The 19,678-nt window shown below is 72.0% G+C and carries 24 protein-coding genes; 7 read left to right on the forward strand and 17 right to left on the reverse strand.

The window, feature by feature from the left end:
- Window positions 1-7 precede the first annotated feature (7 nt).
- From AB0C21_RS10215 to AB0C21_RS10230, 4 genes are all read right to left on the reverse strand, one after another.
- Window positions 8-319, reverse strand: coding sequence for a hypothetical protein (locus AB0C21_RS10215; RefSeq protein ID WP_500203680.1), 312 nt, complete (start codon window positions 317-319; stop codon window positions 8-10).
- Window positions 320-590: 271 nt separating this feature from the next.
- A complete protein-coding gene (locus AB0C21_RS10220; protein ID WP_500203681.1) occupies window positions 591-1,550 on the reverse strand; it encodes a CU044_5270 family protein in 960 nt (319 codons plus the stop codon).
- Window positions 1,547-2,098: an RNA polymerase sigma factor gene (locus AB0C21_RS10225; RefSeq protein WP_500203682.1), complete on the reverse strand. Its 552-nt coding sequence runs from the start codon at window positions 2,096-2,098 to the stop codon at window positions 1,547-1,549. Before AB0C21_RS10225 ends, AB0C21_RS10220 begins: the two co-directional genes overlap by 4 nt.
- Window positions 2,099-2,271: 173 nt before the next feature.
- On the reverse strand, window positions 2,272-2,838 hold the full coding sequence (locus AB0C21_RS10230) for a TetR/AcrR family transcriptional regulator (protein WP_500203683.1): 567 nt from the start codon (window positions 2,836-2,838) through the stop codon (window positions 2,272-2,274).
- Window positions 2,839-2,949: 111 nt separating this feature from the next.
- Here AB0C21_RS10230 and AB0C21_RS10235 point away from each other — a divergent pair, with 111 nt between their 5' ends.
- Both AB0C21_RS10235 and AB0C21_RS10240 read left to right on the forward strand, forming a co-directional pair.
- Window positions 2,950-4,119 carry an FAD-dependent oxidoreductase gene (locus tag AB0C21_RS10235; RefSeq protein WP_500203684.1) on the forward strand — a complete coding sequence of 390 codons (1,170 nt, stop codon included), beginning with the start codon at window positions 2,950-2,952 and terminating at the stop codon, window positions 4,117-4,119.
- Between the two features lie 104 nt (window positions 4,120-4,223).
- Window positions 4,224-5,072 carry an LLM class flavin-dependent oxidoreductase gene (locus AB0C21_RS10240; RefSeq protein WP_500203685.1) on the forward strand — a complete coding sequence of 283 codons (849 nt, stop codon included), beginning with the start codon at window positions 4,224-4,226 and terminating at the stop codon, window positions 5,070-5,072.
- Window positions 5,073-5,098: 26 nt separating this feature from the next.
- On the opposite strand, the gene AB0C21_RS10245 is transcribed toward AB0C21_RS10240, so the two are convergent.
- The 4 genes from AB0C21_RS10245 to AB0C21_RS10260 all read right to left on the reverse strand — a co-directional run bounded on the left by AB0C21_RS10245 (window position 5,099) and on the right by AB0C21_RS10260 (window position 8,555).
- Entirely contained in the window at window positions 5,099-5,593 is a 495-nt protein-coding gene (locus tag AB0C21_RS10245) for a winged helix-turn-helix transcriptional regulator (RefSeq protein WP_500203686.1), read from the reverse strand.
- Between the two features lie 331 nt (window positions 5,594-5,924).
- Window positions 5,925-6,185, reverse strand: a complete 261-nt coding sequence (locus tag AB0C21_RS10250; RefSeq protein WP_500203687.1) for a peptidoglycan-binding domain-containing protein — start codon at window positions 6,183-6,185, stop codon at window positions 5,925-5,927.
- 85 nt (window positions 6,186-6,270) lie between these two features.
- Window positions 6,271-7,398 carry a hypothetical protein gene (locus tag AB0C21_RS10255; protein WP_500203688.1) on the reverse strand — a complete coding sequence of 376 codons (1,128 nt, stop codon included), beginning with the start codon at window positions 7,396-7,398 and terminating at the stop codon, window positions 6,271-6,273.
- A gap of 317 nt (window positions 7,399-7,715) precedes the next feature.
- Window positions 7,716-8,555 (reverse strand): hypothetical protein, encoded by an 840-nt coding sequence (locus tag AB0C21_RS10260; protein WP_500203689.1) that lies wholly within the window; start codon window positions 8,553-8,555, stop codon window positions 7,716-7,718.
- Between the two features lie 159 nt (window positions 8,556-8,714).
- On the opposite strand from AB0C21_RS10260, the gene AB0C21_RS10265 reads away from it, so the two are divergent.
- A complete protein-coding gene (locus tag AB0C21_RS10265; RefSeq protein ID WP_149262887.1) occupies window positions 8,715-9,989 on the forward strand; it encodes an aspartate kinase in 1,275 nt (424 codons plus the stop codon).
- Between the two features lie 185 nt (window positions 9,990-10,174).
- Window positions 10,175-11,263: an aspartate-semialdehyde dehydrogenase gene (locus AB0C21_RS10270; protein ID WP_500203690.1), complete on the forward strand. Its 1,089-nt coding sequence runs from the start codon at window positions 10,175-10,177 to the stop codon at window positions 11,261-11,263.
- On the opposite strand, the gene AB0C21_RS10275 is transcribed toward AB0C21_RS10270, so the two are convergent.
- Complete coding sequence (locus AB0C21_RS10275; RefSeq protein ID WP_500203691.1) at window positions 11,253-11,672, reverse strand: nuclear transport factor 2 family protein; 420 nt, start codon at window positions 11,670-11,672, stop codon at window positions 11,253-11,255. The two genes, AB0C21_RS10270 and AB0C21_RS10275, sit on opposite strands and share 11 nt — an antisense overlap.
- 93 nt (window positions 11,673-11,765) lie before the next feature.
- On the opposite strand from AB0C21_RS10275, the gene AB0C21_RS10280 reads away from it, so the two are divergent.
- Entirely contained in the window at window positions 11,766-12,434 is a 669-nt protein-coding gene (locus AB0C21_RS10280; protein ID WP_500203693.1) for a TetR/AcrR family transcriptional regulator, read from the forward strand.
- Here AB0C21_RS10280 and AB0C21_RS10285 read toward each other — a convergent pair.
- From AB0C21_RS10285 to AB0C21_RS10295, 3 genes are all read right to left on the reverse strand, one after another.
- Window positions 12,412-13,122, reverse strand: coding sequence for a hypothetical protein (locus tag AB0C21_RS10285; RefSeq protein WP_500203694.1), 711 nt, complete (start codon window positions 13,120-13,122; stop codon window positions 12,412-12,414). The two genes, AB0C21_RS10280 and AB0C21_RS10285, sit on opposite strands and share 23 nt — an antisense overlap.
- Before the next feature lie 156 nt (window positions 13,123-13,278).
- The gene (locus tag AB0C21_RS10290; RefSeq protein WP_500203695.1) at window positions 13,279-15,042 is read right to left on the reverse strand and encodes a S9 family peptidase; all 1,764 of its coding nucleotides are present in this window, start codon (window positions 15,040-15,042) and stop codon (window positions 13,279-13,281) included.
- A 72-nt stretch (window positions 15,043-15,114) separates the two neighbouring features.
- The gene (locus tag AB0C21_RS10295) at window positions 15,115-15,495 is read right to left on the reverse strand and encodes a hypothetical protein (RefSeq protein WP_500203696.1); all 381 of its coding nucleotides are present in this window, start codon (window positions 15,493-15,495) and stop codon (window positions 15,115-15,117) included.
- Between the two features lie 63 nt (window positions 15,496-15,558).
- Between AB0C21_RS10295 and AB0C21_RS10300 the strand changes: the two genes are divergently transcribed.
- Window positions 15,559-16,035: a MarR family winged helix-turn-helix transcriptional regulator gene (locus AB0C21_RS10300; protein WP_500203697.1), complete on the forward strand. Its 477-nt coding sequence runs from the start codon at window positions 15,559-15,561 to the stop codon at window positions 16,033-16,035.
- Window positions 16,036-16,042: 7 nt separating this feature from the next.
- Here AB0C21_RS10300 and AB0C21_RS10305 read toward each other — a convergent pair whose 3' ends face one another.
- Window positions 16,043-16,924 (reverse strand): serine hydrolase, encoded by an 882-nt coding sequence (locus AB0C21_RS10305; RefSeq protein WP_500203698.1) that lies wholly within the window; start codon window positions 16,922-16,924, stop codon window positions 16,043-16,045.
- A gap of 68 nt (window positions 16,925-16,992) precedes the next feature.
- Entirely contained in the window at window positions 16,993-17,766 is a 774-nt protein-coding gene (locus tag AB0C21_RS10310; protein WP_500203699.1) for a MerR family transcriptional regulator, read from the reverse strand.
- Window positions 17,767-17,891: 125 nt separating this feature from the next.
- Between AB0C21_RS10310 and AB0C21_RS10315 the strand changes: the two genes are divergently transcribed.
- Window positions 17,892-18,134 (forward strand): hypothetical protein, encoded by a 243-nt coding sequence (locus AB0C21_RS10315; protein WP_500203700.1) that lies wholly within the window; start codon window positions 17,892-17,894, stop codon window positions 18,132-18,134.
- Window positions 18,135-18,149: 15 nt separating this feature from the next.
- On the opposite strand, the gene AB0C21_RS10320 is transcribed toward AB0C21_RS10315, so the two are convergent.
- From AB0C21_RS10320 to AB0C21_RS10330, 3 genes are all read right to left on the reverse strand, one after another.
- Entirely contained in the window at window positions 18,150-18,290 is a 141-nt protein-coding gene (locus AB0C21_RS10320; protein WP_500203701.1) for a hypothetical protein, read from the reverse strand.
- Window positions 18,291-18,304: 14 nt separating this feature from the next.
- Window positions 18,305-18,577 carry a hypothetical protein gene (locus tag AB0C21_RS10325; RefSeq protein ID WP_500203702.1) on the reverse strand — a complete coding sequence of 91 codons (273 nt, stop codon included), beginning with the start codon at window positions 18,575-18,577 and terminating at the stop codon, window positions 18,305-18,307.
- A gap of 159 nt (window positions 18,578-18,736) precedes the next feature.
- On the reverse strand, window positions 18,737-19,627 hold the full coding sequence (locus AB0C21_RS10330; RefSeq protein ID WP_500203703.1) for a LysR family transcriptional regulator: 891 nt from the start codon (window positions 19,625-19,627) through the stop codon (window positions 18,737-18,739).
- Window positions 19,628-19,678 lie beyond the last annotated feature (51 nt).

Consider the following 19,678-nt stretch of genomic DNA (forward strand, 5'->3'; position numbering starts at 1 on the left):
CGCCGACCTAGCCGGACGTGGCGGGGCCGGTCCGCGCGCCCAGCGCCCACGCGATCAGCTCGGCCGCCTTCTCGGCATCCGAGCCGATCTGCCCGCTCCCCCCGCGGCGCCACGCGTACTGCTCGAGGTCGTCGTCCCAGGCGACCTGCGCCTCCTGCCCGCGGTAGGAGACGTGCAGTAACGCCTCACCGTCCGGCCGCGCCGCCGCGACCTGCGGCGCCCTCCGCCGCAGCGCCGCGTACAGGGACGGCACCGGTCCCCGGCGAACCCTCGGCAACTCGTCGAATCCGCTCATCAGCTCTCCCATCAGCTCGATCATCGCCGCACCCGCCCCCGCCGGGTCATGGCACGGACGCAGCGGATCCCCGATGGCCGGGATGAACCACGGCACCCCGCAGACGCCTGCATTCACATAGACGCTTGACCCCACCCAAGGGTGGTCCGCCGAGAAGATCTTGACGGTGGCCGGGAGCGCCTCATACCGCTTACGGCGGAGCAACCCTTGCGTCACCAGCGCCTCAGCGAGCCGGGACGCGGCGAGGGCCGCCCGGTCGGGTTGACCGGACGACCCTCGGCGCAACGATGGAACGTCAGGGACGCTGGCCTGGACGGTCCACGACGCCCGCCGCCAGACGGACGGAGTAGCTCTCAACGGCGCCCGTCAGGAAGCGCCCCCCGTCCGGCATGGTGTGATCCTTGGCGACGGTGGTGCGGTGGCCCTGGTAGGCGTAGGTGGACGGGTCCAGGAGGACCTCGTCCTTCGCCCAGCCCTCGATGAGGAACGAGACCGAGATCGCCTTGTGTCCCGCCCCGTCCTTGGCGGCCCGGTCCACGGTGACGCCGGGGATCTTCGCCATCGCGCGGTAGGCGGCGGCGGTCTGCGCGGGCGGCAGCGCGCCGTTGTTCAGCAGCAGTGACCCGAGCAGCTGGAACGCGCCCCCGTTCGGTTCGGTCGGGATCTCCTGAGCGCGAGCCCAGGCCAGCATGCCGTCCGGGTCGGTGGGCAGCTTGGCGACGGCGGCGTAGTCGATCGGCGGCATCCCCCCGCCCGTGGCGGAGGTGACGAGCTTGCCGTGGTCGTACAACGCCATACGCCTGCCGTCCGCCCGGACCCAGTTCCGGTCGACCTGCGTCTTCAGCGGCGACCCCGGCTTGACGACCTGGCCGCGGCCGGGGACGCCGCTGCGCCGGTAGCGGGTCTCGGTGTAGACCCACTGGCCGGGACGCGGCGCGGTGAACGGCTGCTTCAGCGCGAACGTCGCGGCGACGTTCAGCACCTGCTGCGTCTCCGTCGCCGCCACGGGCGCCGGCTGCTCGCCGCTGCCGCCCGTGGCGAAGGCGGCGCCGGCGATGAGCGCCCCGGCGACGCCGCCCGCGGCGACGAGGCGGAACGTCGTCCGGCGGGACGGGCCGGAGCGGCGGGCCTCCGACGCCGTGATCCGCTCGTAGGCCGCGCGTCCGGCCCGGTCGTGGGCGGCGCCGTCGAAGGCGCCCGGCGGGCACGGGTCGGCCGGGGCCATGATGCGGCGGACTTCGTCGAGGTCGTTCATACCTGGTGGCTCCTCTGCAGCGGGGCGGCGGGTGCGGGACGGTCGGCGGCGTCGATCTCGGCGAGGGCGGCGGTCAGGCGGCGCCGGGCGCGGTGCAGGCGCACGGAGAACGTCTTGACCGAGCAGCCAGCCGCGGTCGCCGCGGCCCGCGCGTCGAGGCCGTCCCAGCCGACGAGCTGGAGGACCTCGCGGTCGCGGGCGGACAGGCGCCCGAGCGCGGCGGCTATGCGCCCGCCTTCGGCCAGACCGGACGCCACGTCGGCGGCCGGGGCGGGGGCGTGCGGGCGGTCGCCCCGCAGCCGGCTCCACAGCCGCGTGCGCCTGCGGTGGCCGCGCATCTCGTTGGCGAGGACGTTGCGGGCGACGTTCAGCAGCCATGGGAACGGGCGGTCGGGCGGGATGTCGCCGCGCCGCCGCCAGGCGACCAGGAACGTCTCCGCGGCGACGTCCCGGGCCGTGTCGGGGTCGATCCGACGCGCCGCGTACCTGAGCACGTCGTCGTAGTGCGCGTCCCACAACCGGGTGAACTCCCCGTCTGGATCCGGCACGCCGGCTCCCATCTCTCGGGTCGGTGTCGCCCAGAGATGTCCGGCAGGGCCGCTCCGCCTACACCTTGACCGAGACCGCCGGAAGACGACGCCCGCCCGAGAGGCCGCCCGTCCAGACGCTGAGGACGAGCACCATCAGGGCAGCGAGTTCTGAACGGCGGCGCCGGGGTGCCTTAAGACGGGTTGCGCGGAGCGTGGAGAGGGACCTTGGCGGCCTGCGCGGCCATCGCGGCGATCTCGCGGACGTCCATGGACGCCAGGGGTTCGATGCCCAGCAGGTAGCGGCCGTAGGCCATGCCGAGGGTCTGGCTCAGCAGCAGGGCGGCGCGCTCGCGGACGGCGGGGTCGTCCGGCAGGACCTTCTCCAGGGCGGGGACGATCTCCTTGTCGAAGATCGCCTGGACGCGGGCCGCGGCGTCGGGGTGAGTGGGGGCGGTGCGCAGCAGGACGGCCTCGGCGGTGTTCTCGCCGGCCTCCCACCTGGCCAGGAAGGCCTGGATGTAGGCGGCCGCCACGTCGTCGGCGCCGCTGAGGTCGGGTACGGCGAGATCGATGGCCGAGGCGGCGGCGTAGAGCTCGGCCTTGCTGCCGAAGTACCGGATGACCATGGACGGGTCGATGTCCGCGTCCGCCGCGATCGCCCGGATCGTCGTGCGCTCGTAGCCGTCCTCGGCGAACCGGCGCCGGGCCGCGCCGAGGATGGCCGTCCGGGTCGCCGCTGAACGCTCGGTGAAAGCCATGCCCGCCAACATATGCCATCAAGCGTTGGCAAACACGGCGGTCTCGGTCTAGAGTCCAACATCAGTTGGCCATCAACTGTTGGCAAACGGCCATTGGCACCTGGAGTGACCATGAACGCTGTTCCGAAGTCCACCGACGTGCTCGTGATCGGCGCGGGGCCCGTGGGGCTGTCCCTCGCCGCCTCCCTGCGGCAGAAGGGAGTGGACGCCGTCCTGCTGGACAAGGCGGCGGAGGGCGCGAACACCTCCCGGGCGGCCGTGGTCCATGCCCGCACGCTGGAGGCGCTGCGCGAGCTCAAGGTGACCGACGAGCTGGTCGAGTGCGGGATCATCGTGCCGCGCTTCACCGTCCGGGAGCGGGACCGCGTGCTGCTCACCGTCGAGTTCGGCGACCTGCCGACCGAGTTCCCCTACACGCTGCTCGTCCCCCAGAACGTCACCGAGGAGATCCTGCTCGCACGGCTGCGGCAGGAGGGCGGCCTCGTGCACCGGCCGTTCGAGGTGACGGGTCTGGAGCAGGACGGCGAAGGGGTGACCGCGACCCTGGCCGGCGGCGAGCAGATCCGCGCCGCCTACGCGGTCGGGACGGACGGCATGCACAGCATCGTCCGCGAGCACGCCGGGATCGCCTTCGAGGGCGACGCCTACCCGCAGTCGTTCGTCCTCGCCGACGTGCACCTGGACTGGGCCGGCGGCAGCGAGGAGGTCATGCTGTTCTTCTCGGCGGAGGGCGTCACGGTCGTCGCGCCGCTCCCCGGCGGGCGGCACCGCATCGTCGCGACCGTCGACGAGGCGCCCCCGGCCCCGACCGCCGCCGACGTCCAGACGCTCCTGGACGCGCGCGGCCCCAAGCAGCACCCGGCGCGGGTCAAGGACGTCGTGTGGAGTTCCCGCTTCCGCGTCCACCACAGGCTGGCGGCGCACTACCGCGCGGGCCGCGTCTTCCTGGCCGGCGACTCCGCCCACGTCCACAGCCCGGCGGGCGGGCAGGGCATGAACACCGGCATCCAGGACGCCCTCAACCTCGCCGGCAAGCTCGCCGCCGTCCTGGGCGACGGCGCCCCCGACTCCGTGCTGGACGAGTACGAGGCGGAGCGCCGTCCCGTCGCCGAGCAGGTCGTCGCGTTCACCGACAGGATGACCCACGTCGCGACCGTGGGCAGCCCGGTGCTGCGCGGGATGCGCAACACCCTGCTGCGCACCCTCGACTGGATCCCCGCCGTCCACCGCGCGATGGCGATGAACCTCTCCGAGCTGTCCACGGACCCCGCTCGCCGCTGACCCAGGCGAAGCGCTGGGACGGAAGCGCCGCCTCGACGCGACCAAGGATGAAGCCCCGGCTAAATCGTTTGCCGGGGCCGTCCGGGGCGGCGCAGCATGCGGGGATGCGGTACTCGATCAACATTCCGAACTTCGGCGACTTCGCCGATCCGCGGACCGTCGCGCGGGTCGCGGAGGCGGCGGAGCAGGCCGGGTGGGACGGGCTCTTCGTGTGGGACCACGTCGTCCACGTGAGGAGCGCGCGCAAGTCCTTCGGCGACCCGTGGATGCTGCTGACGGCGGCGGCGCTGGCGACCAGCCGGATCAGGCTCGGCACGCTGGTCACGCCCGTCCCGCGGCGGCGTCCGCAGCAGCTGGCCCGCCAGGTCGCCACGCTGGACGTCCTCAGCGGCGGACGGGTGGTCTTCGCGGCGGGGCTCGGCGGGCCGGTCGCCGACGAGTACGGCGCGTTCGGCGAACCCACCGACCCCGCCGTGCTGGCCGAGCGTCTGGACGAGGGGCTCGGCCTGCTCGAACGCTACTGGTCCGGCGAACCCGTCACCCACCACGGGCGGCACTACCAGGCGGAGGACGTGGCGCTTCTCCCCGCCACGGCCCAGCGGCCGCGGCCGCCGGTCTGGATCGCCGGCTTCTGGCCGAACCGGCGGCCGATGCGGCGGGCCGCCCGCTGGGACGGCGCCGTCCCGCTGTTCGGCCCCGGCTCGCACGGCCGCGCACCCGCCGTCGAGGACGTCCGCGACCTGGTCGACTACGTCCGGCGGCAGCGGGAGGGCGACGGCCCCTTCGAGATCGTCGTCGGCGGCGCCAGCCCCGCCGACGCCCGCGACGTGGTCGGCCCCCTGCACGACGCCGGCGCCACCTGGTGGGACGAGCGCCGGCTCATCGGCACCGAGGACAACGAACGCCTCGCCCCCGTCCTCCGCCGCATCGAACAGGGCCCGCCGAAGCTCTAGCGTCCCCGCTCCACGAAGAAGTGAGGTCAGCGCCGGTAGGCGAGGACGTCGTGGGCGACGGCGTCCCGTTCGGCCGCCTCCTGCTCCGCCGCCCGCCGTTCGGCCTCGATCCGGGCGTCATAGGCGGTCCGGGCGGCGGCGATAGCGCTTTGGTGCTGCTCCGTCCACACCACGAGCGACCGGATCGTGTCGTGCAGGGTCGCGCCCATCGGCGTGAGCGCATAGTCGACGCGCGGCGGGACGGTCGGGTGGACGGTGCGGCTGACGAGCCCGTCCCGTTCGAGGTGCCGGAGCGTCCGCGCGAGCATCCGCTGGCTGATGCCGTCGATCCGGCGGCGCAGCTCGGTGAAGCGCAGCGACCGCTGGTCCAGCAGCGCGATGACGAGCAGGGACCACTTGTCGGCGATGCGGTCGAGGATCTGCCGGACCTCGCAGTCGTTGCGGGTGTCCCACTGCAGAACGTCCTCGTCGGCGGCGGTGACCCCGCAGCAACCCGGGGACGCGAAAGTTCCGTCTTCCATGCTCACTCATGGTGTCGGACGCACCAGCCGGTAACAAGAGATAACCGACACCCACCAGGAGAACCGCCGCCTCGGCTGAGAGGAGCCGAGTCACACCACAGCCGCGTCCCGCATTGGACCATCACCGGCGCGGACGGCTTGGCAGACCGGCCTCACCATGCTCGACATCGGCCTCGGCATCGTGCCCGCGCCGACCCTGACCCAGCGCCGCCGAAGAGCGCCACCACCTGCGCCGTGTCACGTCGAGCAGGGTCCGCCCGGGCCTGTGATCATTCCCCGTGTCGAGGGCGTGCCGTGGCCGGCACGCCCGTTGTGCGTGAGCGGAAGGACGCTATGTGATCGGCGCCTTCCAGGTCGCCTCCCAGGTCTGGGGTCCGACGATGCCGTCGGCGTTCAGCCCCTTCTCCTTCTGGAAGGCTATGCAGACCTCCTCCGAGTGGGTGCCGTAGATGCCGTCGACCACAAGGCTCGTCCAGCCGCGCTGGCGCATCTTGTCCTGCCAGGTGCGGACGTCGTCACCCTTCATCAGGGCGAGGAACCGACCCGGCCAGGGCGGAGCCTGCACGGCTTCCTGAACACTCTGATCAGTCACGCTGATCACCTCCTCATGTGTTTCGTTCCGGCTGATTCGGGACCGCGTGGCCGGCCCCTGAAGCGGACGGGAATCGGTGGATCGTTCATCTGTCGGTGTTCGCGGACTGCTGGCCACCGTCGCTGCTCGGTCCCGGAACCGGTACTGGCACTGACGTCGTTGCCGTCGACTCCGGAACGGCGGTCCCCTGCGTCGTCTTCGGATCGGCGGTCCCGCGCACGCCTTCCAGCACTTGGCGGCCTTGCCTGTCCACGAAGTTGGTGAACAGTTCCTGGGAGTAGCCCAGCAGCACCGCCCAGGCGATGATCTGGCCCGACGTGTCGAGGGCGCTCAGCCCTGGGATGAACCCGCCCCGCAGGAGAAGGATGCCCAGCACTGCCACAAGCGCCCCGGTGGGGAGTTTCAACAGGGCCAGCGCCACCGGGATCCCGAAGGTGGTCGTGGCTCCCTTGACCTTTCGCAGTGCGGAGGCCGCCGCGATGCAAGCCGCTGTCATCCCGGCGATCTCGACGATGGCGTAGTCCCCCGGAGAGGCGACCGAGCCGGGAGAACCCGGAGGCGGCGGACTGACGGACTTGGTGGGACAGGCGACCGCCTGCCGGGAGAGGTTCTCGGGCGTGAAGCACAGTGGCACGGCCGCCTTCCAGACGCCCCCGACCACGGCGATGCCGCACGCGAGGCAGAACAAGCCGAATGCGGCGAGCCAGACGAGCCGCGCGAAGCTTACAGCGCGCAGCCTCTCCTTCAAGGACGCCTCTCGAGCGGCATCGACCGCGTCCAGCGCGACCGACAGCCCCAGGGCCGAAAGCGGAGATTGGCCTGCGGCGCCTGTCACCGGCCCCCGGCCAGTGCCGTCGGGGTTTGCCAGATGCACCTTGTGAAGGGTCCCCGCGGCCTCCTCAGCGGCGATCCGGCGCGTGTCGTCCGCGGGGAGGTGCTGCTTGATGATGGCGAGCAGGTCCGGCAGATGCGGTGCGAGTTCCTCGGGAGAGAGTGTCCGCCACCACATGGTGCGTGCCGAATTGACGTGCATCTGCGCCGCGGCCACGTGGGACGCCGTCCGTCCCCGGGGATGCTCGTCGACGTCGATGACACGGCACGCGCTCTCCAGAGCAATAAGGGCGTTCTGAACGAGCTGGGCATGCTCTATGGAACGCGGCCTCGCGCCCTGGGCGGCCAACTCGGCTGCCAGTGCCAGGACGTTCGCGTGCACTCCCTCGCAGAGGACCCAGGAAGTCCGCTCACGGTTCCATTCGGATATCCGCGATACAAATGGTATTCGTGATGGACGCCGCATCGGCACCCCTCGGTACGGAACTCGCCCGCGCACCGCCCTCGCTTTCAGATTATTGATGAACGCCGGTCGTCAGGCTCCATGGCGTTTACATATTGGCCCATGGCCGTTCAAATCGCCCGAAGCGTCAGACGTGCACGTGGAGCGTGCCTACCTCGCCCCGCCTGGCCGGGCTCTGTTCCGCTCGCTTCGCGCAGGGCCCGGCCGTCTTCCGGGTTTTCCGGTGGTCGTCGGCTTCAGTCCTGGATGGTGATCTCGGTGGTCACCGGGGCGGGGCCGAGGACCCAGGTGGCGGTGATCTTGACCTTCGTTCCGATCGGGGTCGACGGGTCCACCTGGATGGGGAAGGTTCCGCCGAGGTCGGAGGACGACAGTCGCAGCTCCGGCGGGACGGTGACGCCCGGGGTGTCGCTCGTCAGCTTGATCACGGCGCCGAACGGGTGCCAGATGTCTCCGAGCCCCACCACGCCGTAGTTCGGCCAGTAGCCGGACTTGTTGCGGATCTCCCTCACAGTGCCCACGGAGAACTTCTTGGGGGTCCCGATCAGGCTGGAGGTCGCCTTGTCGTTGCCGAGGTCCGCCGTCATCTGGACGTACCGCGGGTTCTGGTCGGTCGAGACGCTGATCGGGAAGGTGGCGCCGGTGGCGCCGGCGGGCACGACGACGTACGGCGCGGAGTAGGCGGTGTCGTTCCAGACCGGGTTGTTGCGGATGTCGACTGCGAGCCCGCCCACGGGCGCGGGGGACTTGATCTGCACGGTGCCGGTCACCGTCGTGCCGGTCAAGGCGATCGCCTGCCCGTACTGCTGCTTCACCCAGAAGCCCGTCACCGTCTGCTCGCGCCAGTCCGGCGGCTCGACGGTGATCGCGGTCTGCGCCGCGGTCCCGTTGGCGGACGCCTCCAGGGACGTGACGGTCGTCGTGTCCTCCGACTGCACCCGGATCGGGAAGGTGACGGACCGCTGCCCCTCCGGCACGGTGACCTTGCGCCCGGTCGACCTGGCGTAGTTGGGGTCCTCGAACTCGTTCAGGTCGCGCAGCGCGACGACTCCGACCGCCAGGTCGGGAAGCCGCACGTCAGAGACTCGTAATAAGCGGTCGGTCCGGAATGAGGAGGACGGGGGCGGTGGGCGCGCGGGGGTCGGGCGGACGGTTACCTGGTCGTGATCCGGTGTGTCCGGCTCTGTAGACTCGACGAGCAGAACGCCTGACCCCGATCCGAGGAGCGCCCACCCGTGGCTCTTGTCGTGCAGAAGTACGGTGGCTCCTCCGTCGCCGACGCCGAAGGCGTCAAGCGGGTCGCCCAGCGCATCGTCGCGACTAAGAAGGCGGGCAACGACGTGGTCGTCGTGGTCTCCGCCATGGGCGACACGACGGATGACCTCATCGACATGGCCAAGCAGGTCAGCCCCCTGCCGCCCGCCCGTGAGCTGGACATGCTGCTCACCGCCGGCGAGCGGATCTCGATGGCGCTGCTGGCCATGGCCATCGCGAACCTGGGCCACGAGGCCCGCTCGTTCACCGGCTCCCAGGCCGGTGTGATCACCGACGGCTCGCACGGCAAAGCCAAGATCATCGATGTGACGCCGGGCCGGATCCGGACCGCGCTGGACGAGGGCTCGATCTGCATCGTGGCCGGGTTCCAGGGCGTCTCGCAGGGGACCAAGGACATCACGACGCTCGGCCGCGGCGGGTCCGACACCACGGCCGTCGCGCTCGCGGCGGCGCTGGACGCCGACGTCTGCGAGATCTACTCCGACGTCGACGGCGTCTTCACCGCCGACCCGCGCATCGTGGCCGCCGCCCGCAAGATCCCGAAGATCTCCTACGAGGAGATGCTGGAGATGGCGGCCAGCGGGGCGAAGATCCTGCATCTGCGCTGCGTGGAGTACGCGCGCCGCTACAACATCCCGATCCATGTGCGGTCCTCGTTCAGTCAGAAGGTGGGCACGTGGGTCGTCGACAGCAGCGAGATCGAAGGACAGGACATGGAGCAGGCGATCATCTCCGGCGTCGCGCACGACCGGAGCGAGGCCAAGATCACCGTGGTGGGGGTGCCGGACAAGGTCGGTGAGGCCGCCACGATCTTCACGGTGCTGTCCGAGGCCGAGATCAACATCGACATGATCGTGCAGAACGTGTCGGCGGCGTCCACCGGGCGGACCGACATCTCCTTCACGCTGCCGTCCACGGACGGGCAGAGCGCGCTCACCGCGCTGAACAAGCTGAAGGAGAAGATCGGCTTCGAGTCGCTGCGCTACGACGACCGCATCGGCAAGGTGTCGCTGATCGGCGCCGGGATGCGCTCGCACCCGGGCGTCACCGCGTCGCTGTTCAGCGCGATCGCCGAGGCCGGCGTGAACATCGAGATGATCTCCACCTCGGAGATCCGGATCTCGGTCGTCGTCGCCCAGGACGACATCGACACGGCCGTCGCCGCCGCGCACCGCGCGTTCGACCTGGACGCCGAGCAGGTCGAGGCCGTCGTCTACGGCGGCACCGGCCGCTGACCGCACGCCCCGGCGGGCCGCACGGACTCCGTGCGGCCCGCTTTGCCGTGTTCGTCCTGTGGCGCGTGACGCTGACGCCGCGCCCCGACGGTGGCAGGGTCTCTTAGGGAACCGCCCGCACCCCCAGGGAGTTCAGTGGGTTGGACGTGCGGACACGACTCGACGGCGAGAGGGTGGGTGCGACCATGGCCCTGACTGCCCGCGGCGCGATGACCAGGGGAACGGGCGGGCCGACGCTCGCCGTCGTCGGCGCCACGGGGGCCGTCGGGTCCGTCATGCTCGACCTGCTGTCCACCCGCCGCGACGTGTACGGGGAGATCCGGCTGGTCGCCTCGCCCCGGTCGGCGGGACGGACGCTGCAGCTGCGCGGGGCGGACGTCGAGGTCGCGCCGCTGGCACCGGAGGTGTTCGACGGCGTCGACATCGCCATGTTCGGCGTGCCGGACGACGTGGCCGCGCGGTGGGTGCCGATCGCGACGAAGCGCGGCGCCGTGGCGGTCGACAACTCCGGCGCGTTCCGGATGGCGCCGGACGTGCCGCTCGTCGTCCCGGAGGTGAATCCGGAGCGGGTGCGCCGGCGGCCGCGCGGGATCGTCGCGAGCCCGAGCTGCACGACGCTGTCGATGATCATGGTGGTCGGGGCGCTGCACCGCCGGTACGGGCTGCGCGAGCTGGTCGTCTCGTCCTACCAGGCGGCGTCGGGCGCCGGGCTGGCGGGCGTCGGCACGCTGTACGAGCAGATGGAGAAGGTCGGCGGCGACCGGACGCTCGGCAACCGCGCGGGCGACCTGCGCTGCGCGGTGGGCGAGTTCGGACCGTTCCCGGCGCCGCTCGCGATGAACGTGGTCCCGTGGGCGGGCGAGCTGCGCGACGGCGGCTGGAGTTCGGAGGAGCTCCAGATCCGGGACGAGTCGCGCAAGGTGCTCGGCCTGCGCGACCTGCGGGTGACGGCGACGTGCGTCCGCGTCCCGGTGGTGACGGGGCACTCGCTGTCGGTCCACGCGGTGTTCGAGGAGCGGGTCGACCAGCGGGAGGCGCAGGCCGTCCTCGCCGGGTCGCCCGGCGTCGTCCTCTGCGACAACCCGGAGACGCAGGAGTTCCCGACGCCGGCGGACGTGGTCGGCACCGATCCCGCCTGGGTGGGGCGGGTGCGGCGCTCGCTGGACGACCCGAAGGCGCTCGACCTCTTCCTCTGCGGCGACAACCTCCGCAACGGCGCCGCGCTCAACACCGCCCAGGTCGCCGAGCTGGTCGCCGCCGAGCTCACCCCTTGAGCGCCGCGAGGACGGCGGCGGTGTCCAGGTAGAACGGGCGGAACTCGCTGACCAGCCCGTCCCGGACCGTGATCCACTGCAGGACGGAGGTCTCCACCTCCCGTCCGGTCGCGCGGGCCCGGAAGACGCAGTCGTTGCGGACCGCGACCGTGTCGCCGTCCACCGCGCAGTGCTGCTCGCGGAACGTCAGCTCCGACCACGCCTCGCTCATCACGGCCATGAACCGCTCCATGCCGTCGTGGCCGCGCCAGGTCCCGCCGTAGGGGAGGCTGGGCGCCTGGTACATCGCGACGTCCGGGGCGAGATGGGCGGCCATCACGGAGAAGTCCCCCTTGCCGGGGCCGCCTGCGGCCAGGTAGTCCGCCTCCGCGGCGTAGAAGCATTCGAGGGTTTCCAAAGTGTTGATCACGCCTCGTGAACACCGGTACGGGGCTTCGGGTTGCGGCGCGCGCCGGATCGTGGCATGAGCGGGCGGCCGCACTCGGGCTTTAGGGTGGCAGTCGTGACCGAGACGAAGGCCGTGAAGTCCGAGCAGACGCGCGCCCTGATCGTCGAGACGGCGCTGCGCCTGTTCCGGGAGCGGGGATACGAGCAGACGACGATGCGGGCGATCGCCAAGGAGGCGGGTGTCTCGGTCGGCAACGCCTACTACTACTTCGGCTCCAAGGAAGAGCTGATCCAGGCCTACTACGACGAGTTGCAGGACGAGCACGTCGCCGCCTGCCGGGCCGTCCTGGAGGCCGAGACCGAGTTCGCGGCGCGGCTGCTGGGCGTCCTGAAGGCCCGGGTCGACACGATGGTCCCGTACCACGAGTTCGCCGGGAAGTTCTTCAAGTTCGCCGCCGAGCCGACCAGCCCGCTCAACCCGTTCAGCGCCGAGTCCGGGCCGGCCCGCGAGTCGGCGGTGGCGATCTACCGCGAGGTCGTCGAGGGCTCCGATCTGAAGATCGACAAGGAGTTCCGGGCGGAGCTGCCCGAGCTGCTGTGGATCTACTCGATGGGCATCGTGCTGTACTGGGTGCACGACAGCTCGCCCGGCTGCCGCAAGACGTACCTGCTCGTCGAGCGGACGGTCCCGCTGGTCAACCGCATGGTCGCGATGTCGCGCATCCCCGGCTTCAAGTCGGTGACCCGCGAGCTGGTGGGCATCATCCGCGAGGTCCGTGCCTGACCAGGATGTCCCAGTGGTCCTTCTCGCGGGCGAAGACGACGCCCTCGGGGGACCGGTAGAGCCGCGCGCCGTCGCCCCGCACACCGGTGAACGGGTAGCGGCGCACCGCGCGGTCGACGCAGTCCCCGGTCGCGATGTCGGCCTTGTAGCCGTTCGCGTGGCTGTACGTTCCGCCCGCGTGGCCGTGCTCGGTGCCGCCCGTGACGGTGACCTCGCAGCCGCTCGCCGCCGCGAACGCGATCAGCGCCCTGATCGTCCCCCACCGCATTCCCTCGAAGGACGTGCAGGTCCGGACCGTCCGGTCGGAGCAGTCTCCGGTGGAGCGCCAGCCGATGCCGCTCGCGCGCAGCGCGTACTCGGCCATCTGCTGGTCCATGCGCAGCGAGTTCGGCGCGTCCGGCAGGGCGTCCCGTGGCGGGACGCTCCGTTTTCGCGATGCCCGCAAGGCGGCCCGGGCCGGGCGCCTGCGCGGAGCCGAGGCCGCCGGAGCGAGCAGCCGCTCGGCCGGGGACGCTGGTCCGGCGGCCGCCGCGGGCGGCGAGCCGGAACGGGCATGGGGTGCGGCGTGCGCGCCGGGTGAGGCGAGCGCGAGCATGGTGGCGGTGATGGCTAGCGCGGTCGCCATGGCGGCCAGACGGAACGCCGGGTGGCGGGTTATGTCGGACGCCCGCCGGCACTCGGCCGGCATGGCGCACTGGATGCTGCATGGCCGTGGCATGTGCGGTCCCCCCGATAGGTGATGTCGGGGGGTGCCGATGTCAGGTGCGGCCGATCGAGGGATGCCCGAGGTCTCGATCTTGTAAACCCGGGACGGGCGGAACGGCCCGCCCGCCCCGGGGATAGATCACGACATGCCGAGATGTTTCCGAGCGAAGCCGATCTCGGCGGCCATCTGGGTGATGCGCTCCTCCACGACGAGCGAGCCGTGGCCCGCGTCGTACCGGTACACCTCGTGCGGCCTCCCCAGCTCGGCGAGCCGCCCCAGGTAGTTGTCGATCTGCCGGATGGGGCAGCGCGGGTCGTTCTCCCCCGCCAGCACCAGCACCGGCGCCCTGACCTGCGCGGCGTAGGTGATGGGGGACGACTCGCGGTACCGCTCCGGGACCTCCTCCGGCGAACCCCCGAACAGGGACCGGTCGAACGCCTGCAGGCTCTCCATCTCGTCCTCGTACGCGGCGACGTAGTCGGCGACGGGGACGGCCGCGACCGCGACGCTCCAGCCGTCCGGCTGCGTGCCGATGCCGAGGAGGGTGAGGAACCCGCCCCACGACCCGCCGGTGAGGACGAGCCGCTCCGGGTCGGCGAGGCCCGACTCCACCGCCCAGTCGCGGACGGCCTTGATGTCCTCCAGTTCGGTGAGGCCGACGCGCCCTTCGATCGCGTCGCGCCACTCGGAGCCGTAACCGGTCGAGCCCCGGTAGTTGACCCGGACGACCGCGAACCCGTGGTCGACCCACGCGGCCACGGTGGGGACGAACGAGTCGTCGTCCTGCGCGGTCGGCCCACCGTGGACGTCGAACACGGTCGGGTAGGGGCGGTCGCCGTCCGGCTTGCTGACCAGCGCGTGGATGCGCCCGGCCGGGCCGTCGACCCACACGTCCTCGACGGGGACGGACGGCGGCGCGGTGGGCCCGGGCGGGGTGAGGACAACCGCGCCGGACGTCGAGCGGATCACCGGCGGCTCGGCGGCGGACGACCAGGAGAACTCGACCGCCCCGTCCGGCCGGACGTCCGCCCCGCCGAGCACGCCGCGCGGCGTGTCGATCCTGGTCAGCGACTCGTCGGCCAGGTCGTAGCGGTAGAGCTCGTCGCGCGCCTCGTACGAGTGGGAGACCAGCAGCGCCGCCCCGTCCGGGTACCAGGTCGCGCCGACCTCGCCGGGCAGGTCGAGGACGATCTCCTGCTCGGTGCCGGCGACCGGGTCCCAGATGAGCATCTCGTCCCGGCCGCGCCGCTCGTGGTTCACCAGGAGCCGCGAATCACCGTCGACCGGAGCGAACCCGGCGCCGTAGACGCCCTTGCCCGGCCCGTCCCAGAGGTCGGCGACCGGGGAGCCGTCCTGCCGCATGACGCGCAGGGCCATGTGGCGGCTGTCGCCGTGCTCGCTGTGCCCGATCGCGACCAGCGACTCGTCCCGCGAAAGGCCCGCGACGTGGGCGTCCTCGGCGTGGTGGTAGAGGACCTCCGGCGCCGCCCCCGGCCGGCAGAGGTAGACGGTGTTGCCCTCCTCGGTCGTCCGGCCGACCACGGCGAGGCCGCTGCGTCCGAGCGCCAGCCCGGACGGATACGCCGGCTCCAGCTCGGGGACGGCCGGAGCGCTCTCGGTCTCCCCGAACGGGACGCGCTTCCACACGCCGAACTCGTCCCCGTCCGTGTCGGCGAACCACCACACCCATTCGCCGGTCGGGTCGATGGTGCCGTACCACGTCCCGTTGGGCCGGTCGGTCACCTGGCGCTGCTCGCCCGTCTCGCGGTCCCAGGAGTAGACCTCCCAGGTCCCGCTCAGGTTCGAGCGGTAGATGCTGCGGCTCGGGGCGTCACGCGCCCATAGGGGCAGGCTCATCCGGGCGGCCCGGAAACGCGCCTTCCAGCGCTCGTCGTCGACCATCCCCCCAGTATCCCGGAGCCCCCCGGCAGGATCACGGGGATAAATCCCCAAGCCCCCAGGCCGTCGACGAGATCAGGGGGCGGGGGTGCCGGCCACGAAGGTGCGTTCTTGGGGGGAGGCCACCAACTCCACCGTGGTGCCGGGGCGGAAGTCCTCGCCGAGGACGGTGGTGATCGCGTCGGTGAGGCCGGCGGCGAGGGAGGCCATGATCTCGGGGGCGTCGGGGCGGTCGAAGGCGGCGGCGCGGACGCCCATGACCAGGGAGGCGTTCGTGTCCACGGCCTTGCCGCCCTGGGCGAGGCGGCCCGCCGGGACGCCGGACAGGTGGACGGTCGCCAGGTCGCGGGCCCATTCGCCGTAGACGCCGACGATCGCCTCGGTCAGGGCGGTGACGAGCTCGGATTCCCTGCCCGCCAGCTTGTCTTCTGGCAGGTGGGCGGTCAGGTGCGGCACAGTGGTCCCCGTTCTCTTTGAACCCAAAAGCTTTGATTGCAAAGGTACTTGTGGAGGGTGCCGATGTCCACCGAACCGGGCGGTCCGGCCGTCGACGAGGCCGTCCGCGCCCTGCTGCTGCTCATGCCGCGCATCGTCGGACGCGCCAAGCGCCTGCCCATTCCCCCGGCGCTCCAGGGCCTCGACCTGGCGCCCCGCCATCTCGCGCTGCTCGCCCACCTGGAGTACGACGGCCCGGCCGGCGTCAACGAGCTCGCGGCCCGGTTGGAGGTCGCCCCGACGACCGTGAGCCTCATGGTGAGCGAGCTGTCGCGGCCGGGCGTCCTGGAGCGCACCGCCGATCCCGCCGACCGGCGCCGCCGCATTGTCGCCATCGCCCCCGACTTCGCCGCGCCGATCGGCGAATGGCTCTCCGGCAGCGCCTCCGCCTGGGAGCGCGTCATGCGCGGCTTGGCCCCCGCCGAACGGGCCACGGTCCTCAACGCCCTGCGCGCCTACGAGGCCGCCTTGGACCAGAGCCTTGATCGGGAGTCGTCGTAGGGGCTGGTCAGCGGGCTTTGTTCTTCCGTGGCCGGGACGGGTGGTGCCTGGGGGAGGCCGGGCGCTTCGACGAGTTCAGGGTCCAGTGGACGGCGCGGGCGACGCGCTCGATCGTGCTGATCCCGTAGGCCATGGACGGGGTGTCCTGGGTGAGGACCGCGATCATGTAGTCCTCGCCGTCCCCGTCGAAGCCGCCGATGCTGTGGACGCGCCAGTGTCCCCCCGGGCGTGGCAGCCAGCCGTTCTTCACATGCCAGGTCACGTCGGCGGGATGCCCGGCGGGGGTGCCCCACCGCTGCGCCGGGACGACCTCGTGCATCAGCCTCAGCGCGTACGCGCGGGCCTTGGCCGGGAGGAGCGCGTTCGGTGCGGTGAGCCGCTCCAGCAGCTTGATCTCGTCGTGCGCGGTGATCTGGGTGAGGCCCCAGCGGCCTCCGGGGTCCGGTTCGGTCCGCGTCATTTCGGCGCGGTCGAGGAAGCGGGCCATGCGGGCGTGTCCCACCGAGCGCCACAGGGCGGACGCCGCGCCGTTGTCCGAGCGGGTGATCATCCTGCGGGCCTGCGACTTCTCGTCCGCCGTCAGCGGCCGTTCCTCGTCGACGGCCTGGCGCAGCAGCGCGCCCAGGATCGTGACCTTGACGACGCTCGCCGAGTCGTAGTGCCGTCCGGCCGCGACCGCGCAGCGGATGCCGCGCACCCGGTCGTACACGGCGACCGACTCGATGCCGGCGCGGCCGCGCAGCGCCTGCCTGATCCGGGTGCCGAGCCGGTCGGCGGCCTTCGGGGACCGGGACGACGAGCAGGGCCCGTCCGGGGCCGCGGCCCGAGCGGGTGCGGCGACCGGCATCAGGGCGGCCGCGAGCGCGAGCGCGGCGATGGAACGTGACACACGGCCACGCTAAGGATCGGGGGCGCGGGGCCGCGGCGTCCACCGGCCGGGGTCCGGTAAAGATCGGATCAGGGAGTGGTCAGCCGGCCGAGCAGCTCGTCGATCGCGGCGCGGACCTGCCGGTCCATGGCCCGCGCGAACCCGGCCTCGACCGTGACCTGGGCCCCCGGGCGCAGCCGGGCGATGGTGTCGGTGAGGGCCCCGAGGTGCCGGTCGTCGACGGCCTCGTCCAGGCGCCCGACGACATGCGTCGTGATCAGGCGGACGAACATCGCGGCCAGGTCGTCCATGCTGCGCTGGAGCTCCTGGCCCGCCGACAGCACGGCGTCCAGCGGAACCCCGGCGCGGACGAGCGTCACCGTCGCGTCGAGCTGGCGGCGGCTCCAGTGGGTGACGCGGTCGCCGTCCACCTCGATGTGGCCGAGCTCGACGGCCCGCGCGACCGACTCCGGGCCGACCTCGCCGGGGAAGAGCGCGGCCAGCTCGTCCAGCGTCATCGTCACCGGGACCTCGTTCGACCACGGGGTCGTGACCGCCTTCTCGACGCCGAGGACGGTGCCGATGTCGCGGCCCTGCTCCCACGCCGCGAGCAGCTCGCGGATGCCCTCCAGGGTGTGCCCGCGGTCCAGCAGGTTCCCGATCATGCGGAGGCGGGCCAGGTGGTCCTCGGAGTACAGGCCGATGCGGCCCTCGCGCCGGGGCGGGGGCAGCAGCTTGCGCTCCTGGTAGTACCGCAGGGTCCGGACCGGGACCCCCGCGGCCTTGGCGAGTTCGCCGATGCGGTACTCGCGGGCGCCGGCGCCGGCATGGCCGCCCTGTTCCTCCGTCGGCTCTTCGGTCACGGCGGCCAGCATAGTTCGCGGCCGGACCCGGCCACGTCCCGTCTCGCACGGCGAGGGAACGCGTGCACGTTCGCGCACGTCAGATCCCCCGTCGTCACCGACGACCCCTTACAGAGAGGCGAGAGATGTTGAAAACCCGTTCCGCGGCCCTCGCGCTCGTCGGCCTGGTCGCCGCGTTCGGGCTGACGGCCTGCGGTCAGGACCGCTGGTGCGAGCACGACGCGACCGACACGAAGGTCAGCGACCGCTTCTGCAAGAACAACACCCCCGGCTACGAGTGGGAGTCGGACGGCGGCGGCCACAAGAAGAAGCACTCGACGAAACACAAGACGAGCAAGACGAGCAAGAAGACCAAGTCGCGCCACTGACCCCGCGCGCGCCGGCTATGTGACGCGCCGCACGGTCCTGGTGCGGCGCTCCCGGCGCCGGGGCGTCTCGTCGGCGCGGGGCGCGTCGGCGGCGAGCAGGTCGGCGAGCGAGCGCGGGAGGATGTCCTCGCGGCGGTCGGCGAACGGTGAGCGCATGGTCCCTCCCGGGGTCAGGCGGCGGTGGTCAGGTCGGGATAGGCCTCGCACACGGTGGTGAGCGCCCAGCGCATCCGGGCCGTGAAGGTCTCTGGGTGGTCGCCCGCCTCCTGAGCGACGGCGGCGACCCACGCGGAGCTGTCCCCGCCGCAGGCCCCGAACCGGTCTTCGATCGCCGTGCGGACCTGCTCGGCGGACGGGTGGTCGGACTCCTGCAGCGGGGAGGTGAACAGGATCTCGGCGAGGTCGGACGCGGTCATCGGCGTGGGGCTCGGCGTGGTCGACATCGAACTGCCTTCCTGCTGCAGGAGACTTCCTCGTCACCCTTCTCTCTGAGTACGACTCTGCCTGCCGCGCGGATTCACCGCCATAGGGGAAAACCCCGATTCTCTCCCCCGGCCGATCCTTAGGAGGTCCTAGGGGGACGTCTCTGACCTGGGCCGATCTCAGGGTCGGGTCGAGAATCCGGCCGCGAGCGCTTCGCGGAAGGCGCGCACGGCCGGGTGCGATCCGCCTCCGCGCCGGGACGCGGTGAACAGGCGCCGCGTCCGGTGCTCCTCCGGCAGCCGGACGACCGGCACCGCGGGCGGGCGGCCCTGCCACACCAGGCCCGGCAGCAGCGCGGCGGCGTGGCCGCGCTCGACCAGCCGCAGGTGCAGCAGCAGGTCCGTCGACTCGAACCGCACATCCGGCTCGAACCCGGCCTCCCGGCACAGCCGCGTCGCCCACCGCCGCGACGCCGTGCCCTCCGGCTCCATCACCCACGGGCTTTCCGTCAGGTCGCGCAGGGCGGCGTCCGGCGTCCGCGGCGGGAGGGCGAGGCGGATCTCGTCCGTGCCGAGCTCCTCGTGGTCGACGCCGGCGGGGCGGGGGCTCGGGTCGCCCGGGTACTCCTCGGTGATCACCAGATCGAAGTCGCGGGCCAGCAGGGCGGGCAGGGCGCTTTCGGGCTCCCGCTGGGTGACCTCGATCCGGAGCCGCGGGTGGGCGTCGCGGAGCACGCTGAGCGCGTCCGGGACGAGCGCCAGCGCGGCCGTCTGGAACGCGGCGACCCGCAGCACCCCGGTGATGCCGTGCAGGGACGCGGCGAGGTCCGCTTCCGCCCGTTCGAGGCGCTCCAGCACCGCCTCGGTGTGCGCGACGAGGATCTCGGCCTGCGCGGTCAGCCGGACGCGGCGCCCCACCGGCTCCAGCAGCGGCACCCCCGCCTCCTTCTCCAGCACGGACAACTGCTGCGAGATCGAGGACGGGCTGTAGGACAGGGCCTCGGCGACGGCGGCGAGCGTCCCCCGGTGCTTCAGCTCGCGCAGGAGCCGGAGCCGGTGCAGGTCCAGCATGGAAGCTCCATTCATCGGTATGACTGACGATTATCGCTCGGAAACATTCGC

The sequence above is a fragment of the Spirillospora sp. NPDC049024 genome, assembly GCF_040649235.1.
Classification (GTDB): Bacteria; Actinomycetota; Actinomycetes; order Streptosporangiales; family Streptosporangiaceae; genus Spirillospora.